Origin of the sequence: Nostoc sp. S13, from assembly GCF_029379315.1 — a bacterium.
In the GTDB taxonomy this organism is placed as follows: Bacteria; Cyanobacteriota; Cyanobacteriia; order Cyanobacteriales; family Nostocaceae; genus Nostoc.
Map to the genome: position 1 here is coordinate 1 of NZ_JAQYWQ010000231.1, position 3,910 is coordinate 3,910.

Here is a 3,910-nt window from a genome sequence, read left to right on the forward strand (position 1 = left end):
TTTGACTTTGCCACTCTTCAGATGTACGGAGCTTGTTCAAAACTCAAATAGGATTCCTATAGTATAGATTCAAGGTAAAGCTATTGTTAAAATCGCTTGGGGGTTGCCTACGATAACCCCTTCGGTTTAGACATAAATAAACTATGTTTGCGCTAGCGCACCGTGACAATACTCCATTTTCGCTTATACAGAAGTAAAACAACACTTACAGTTGCTAATATGCCAAGTATTGAATCCGATTCGGGAACTGCTACGATTTTGCCCGAACCGCTGATTGTATTGGTAAAGGCACCAAAATCAGTTACTCGACGACCAGTTGTTACTAAAAAGTAATTTCGTTGAGCGGTTAGTTGTCGGTCGAAGGCAGAACTACCATTATCAGGAGCGATCGCTGCTACTAAAACGTTGGTCAATTGGTTAGTGGGGTTAAAACTGTCCTGATATAAAACTAAAAAATTATCCCAGGCTCCATCAACAGGTGATCTAGCTCCAGGTACAGTACTACCAAATGTATACAAACCCGATTCTTCAACCACAAACTGAAAAACGCTGTATGGTACATTCATACCCATAGTTCCAGCGTTTTCACCACTGATTCTATCGGGAGGATCGCCTGGTGCTGTACGCCGCCAAGTCGGCTGATTTGTGGTATCACCTTGATAGGTTAAGACAGCAGCTTCAGCGGGAGTAGCAGTAAATAATGCAGCTAATCCTAACCCCAGAGCAATAATTAATTGCTTTGTGACAAACGTTGTTTTTAACATCAAATTTTATCCTGTGTATGAATTAGACGTCTCCAGAAATTAAATATGCGTTATCTAGAACCATTGTAGAGACGCGAAATTTCGCGTCTCTAAATTCTTTTTCGGAGATGTCTATTGGCGTAGAGAGAAACTTCTTCAATAAAGTTCAGACTGCAACAGTTGGAGAAATTCAACTGTTGCAAGTTAAGTATTTAAGCATTCAAAATCTGATGCAATCTACTCAAATGTTTGGTTGTTTCTACGCAATTTCCATCCCATCAGACAAGATGTACCAACTAACAATAAACCTGAGATTGATGGTTCTGGGACTTTAGTAACTACTAACGAAAGATTATCTGCGTAGGCGTCATTTATCCGCCCTCTTACATAATTGGCGTTCAGCAGTACATTGATTTGGCGTGTACCCACAGGTACAGAACCATTAGTTGACTGCAAAAATAAGCCTGTGATGTTATTTCTTTGCGTGGGAGTTGGCGAAGCAATACTAGCTATACCTAAAGACTGGTTAGCTTGATCAAGAAAAGTAATGTTTAGTGATGCGCTATCTTCATCTGTGCTATATCCTCCCAACCAGCCACTTAAGTTAAACGTACCTTGACCTGCATCAATAGTTGAGGCTAAATCAGATATATTGATTAATTGCGAAGCACTGGAAGAGGCTCTATCGGCACCACCAAAGAATAAATTGAGTCCGCGATCGCTTGGCCCAGGAACATCAATACCAGGAACAGTAACGTTCACTACATTACCTAATGGGTTGGTAAAGCTAAAACCTGTTGCCCCATACTTTAATACACTGAAACTACCTGTCGTAGTCCAGCCAGGGATAAAAGGTATAGCAGCTCCAACAGCATTACCAATTGGATCTCCTTTCCCTTGTTCTGCATCACCATTTACTATCAAATTAGTGCCAAAAGTGGCAGCATAAATGGGGTTAGAAAGCAACAGACTAAATGCAATTCCTGCTATTAAGGTTGAACCAATCTTGGCTATTGCTTGAGAAAAGAAAGGAAAGATAGTTTGTTTATTCATAGTTTGTTATCTCCTTGGATTTACTAACAGCTTGCTTCAAAATTAACCAGATTTCTCGATTTTCTAACTGTAGCGTTCATTGCTCACTTGAATTTTTTGCTGTTTGGCAGCCAACTTTTTCTGCAAGGCAAAAGCTACACTCATAGCAAGTAAAATTCCACCAACTCCTTGAGGTTCGGGAACAGACTTCGGACTATTAAATCCATACTTTGCCAGTATTTTTTGTCCAGTTGGTGAAAGGATATAATTAGCTAGTTGTGAACCTCCAGGATTCGCATCTTTGAGTACTGTCAAACCATAGTCAGCTTGGACTTTTAAGCTATCTGGCAACTCAACTACTTGTAGACTTGGTGAAATTTGTTGGGCAGATAAAGCACTGGTGTAATAGACCAAATAGATGTCTACTTTGTTGATATCTTGCAGATAGTAGACTATGCTACCCCCCGGACTATTCCTTTCTGGGGGCAATGTCCATTAATGTGGAACAGCTTAACTAATAGACATCTCCAGAAATTAAATATGCGTTATCTAGAACCCTTGTAGAGACGCGAAATTTCGTGTCTCTAGATTCTTTTTCGGAGATGTCTAATGCTTAAACAGTCTTTGATCTGAGCGTTTAAATTTTATGAATTATTCATCAGTATTTATTGAGTTTTTTCTACGCATTTGTATTTTCGATTGAAGCTATCATACCAACTTGGTTGGACAAAATCCATTCAACTACGTAATTAAACACTGAATTTATGAAAACTTTAAGTAAAAAGTTTTTTTATCTCGATAAGATTACGCATATGGTAAGACTTCAGGAGTAACTACCACTGTGAGGCTTTTGCGATACCTACGGCGAGCGTACCCCTACGGGGAAGTAAGCTACGCTGAACGTATCGTAGCCTCTATCTTTGACACGCTATTCGCGTTCGTAGAGAAGAGAGGCGATCGCAACACAAAGTTAATGATCAACCTGAAGTATAAGTGTGGGATATTTTGTTTGAAGTAATGCCGCCAGGTTCTGGTCAAATAGTTCTACTTTGTCTGGTGTCAGGATAGCTGCCACACCAGCATTAGCACGAATGCGCCCGCGCCAATCTTCGTGTGGAAAAGGCACAAACACATCGTAAGAAAATGTTTGGATTTCTCTGAATCCACCTTCGTTAAGCTTTCTTAAAAATAAAAGCTAACACGGTGTTTTGCTCCCATCAATAGCAGTAACACCAAAGTCAACTTTCATAAGTAAGTTTGTTGCAAAACTTTTTAGGTAGCATGAATGCGTTTGCCCTGTGCCTTATTCCACGATGAAAAAAAGCAAATGTGGAAGCATAACAACTTATGAATCTTGTCCCTCGACAATTTCTTTTTGGATAAAACTAATTTGTGCAATTAATTCTTGCCGAGTAGAAGCTTTGAATAGATATCGAAAAAGAAACCAGATGAAGTAACCAATTCCAGTCAACTCAAAAACTAAATTTGCCTGCGGAATTTCATTTATTACATCTAATACAGCTAAAATTAGCTTAACTGCCACAGTGGCTGCAATAATTGTGGCAAAACAAATAATTGGCAGCTGGTATTCAGTAGAAAATCCACCTAAATATTTAGGTAATTGCTCCAAAAATGCAGAAAAATTGCTGCCAGTTTGTTGCCATTGAGGTAATGGTTTATCAGCAGGTAGTAGCAATGTCTGAGCTTCAATTTTTGAAGTTTCAAGTCCTGCGATAGGTTCGGTTGATGTAATATCAAAAGATTTCGATTGTTGTACTTCGCTCTCCTGATATAATGGTTTATCAGCAGGTAGTAGCAATGTCTGAGCTTCAATTTTTGAAGTTTCAAGTCCTGCGATAGGTTCGGTTGATGTAATATCAAAAGATTTCGATTGTTGTACTTCGCTCTCCTGATATAATGGTTTATCAGTAGCTAGTAGCAATGGCTGAGTTTCAACTTTTAAACTTTCAAATCCTGCGGTAGCTTTGGTTGATGTAATATCAAAAGATTTCGATTGTTGTACTTCGCTCTCCTTATGTTTCCTATTTTCTTCAGGAATCATAGTTTTCATTTGCTCACCACGGATATCATATTGAGCGAGTTTCATCAGAGGGGAATAAATGGCATTGTACATA

At 39.0% G+C, this 3,910-nt stretch carries 5 protein-coding genes; all 5 read right to left on the reverse strand.

From position 1 onward, the window contains the following. Positions 1-152: 152 nt before the first annotated feature. Complete coding sequence (locus PUQ00_RS32540; RefSeq protein ID WP_300424112.1) at positions 153-764, reverse strand: PEP-CTERM sorting domain-containing protein; 612 nt, start codon at positions 762-764, stop codon at positions 153-155. A 216-nt stretch (positions 765-980) separates the two neighbouring features. After that, a complete protein-coding gene (locus PUQ00_RS32545) occupies positions 981-1,796 on the reverse strand; it encodes a PEP-CTERM sorting domain-containing protein (RefSeq protein WP_300424114.1) in 816 nt (271 codons plus the stop codon). A gap of 63 nt (positions 1,797-1,859) precedes the next feature. Further along, complete coding sequence (locus PUQ00_RS32550) at positions 1,860-2,264, reverse strand: substrate-binding domain-containing protein (protein ID WP_300424116.1); 405 nt, start codon at positions 2,262-2,264, stop codon at positions 1,860-1,862. A gap of 481 nt (positions 2,265-2,745) precedes the next feature. Further along, positions 2,746-2,901: a hypothetical protein gene (locus PUQ00_RS32555; RefSeq protein ID WP_300424117.1), complete on the reverse strand. Its 156-nt coding sequence runs from the start codon at positions 2,899-2,901 to the stop codon at positions 2,746-2,748. Between the two features lie 219 nt (positions 2,902-3,120). Further along, on the reverse strand, positions 3,121-3,910 hold a 790-nt coding region (locus PUQ00_RS32560), incomplete at its 5' end, for a CAAD domain-containing protein (protein ID WP_300424119.1).

What these genes read in the sequence shown, in the direction of transcription:
- PUQ00_RS32540 (WP_300424112.1), bottom strand. Translation starts at nt 764, where the DNA reads ATGTTAAAAACAACGTTTGTCACAAAGCAATTAATTATTGCTCTGGGG.
- PUQ00_RS32545 (WP_300424114.1), bottom strand. Translation starts at nt 1,796, where the DNA reads ATGAATAAACAAACTATCTTTCCTTTCTTTTCTCAAGCAATAGCCAAG.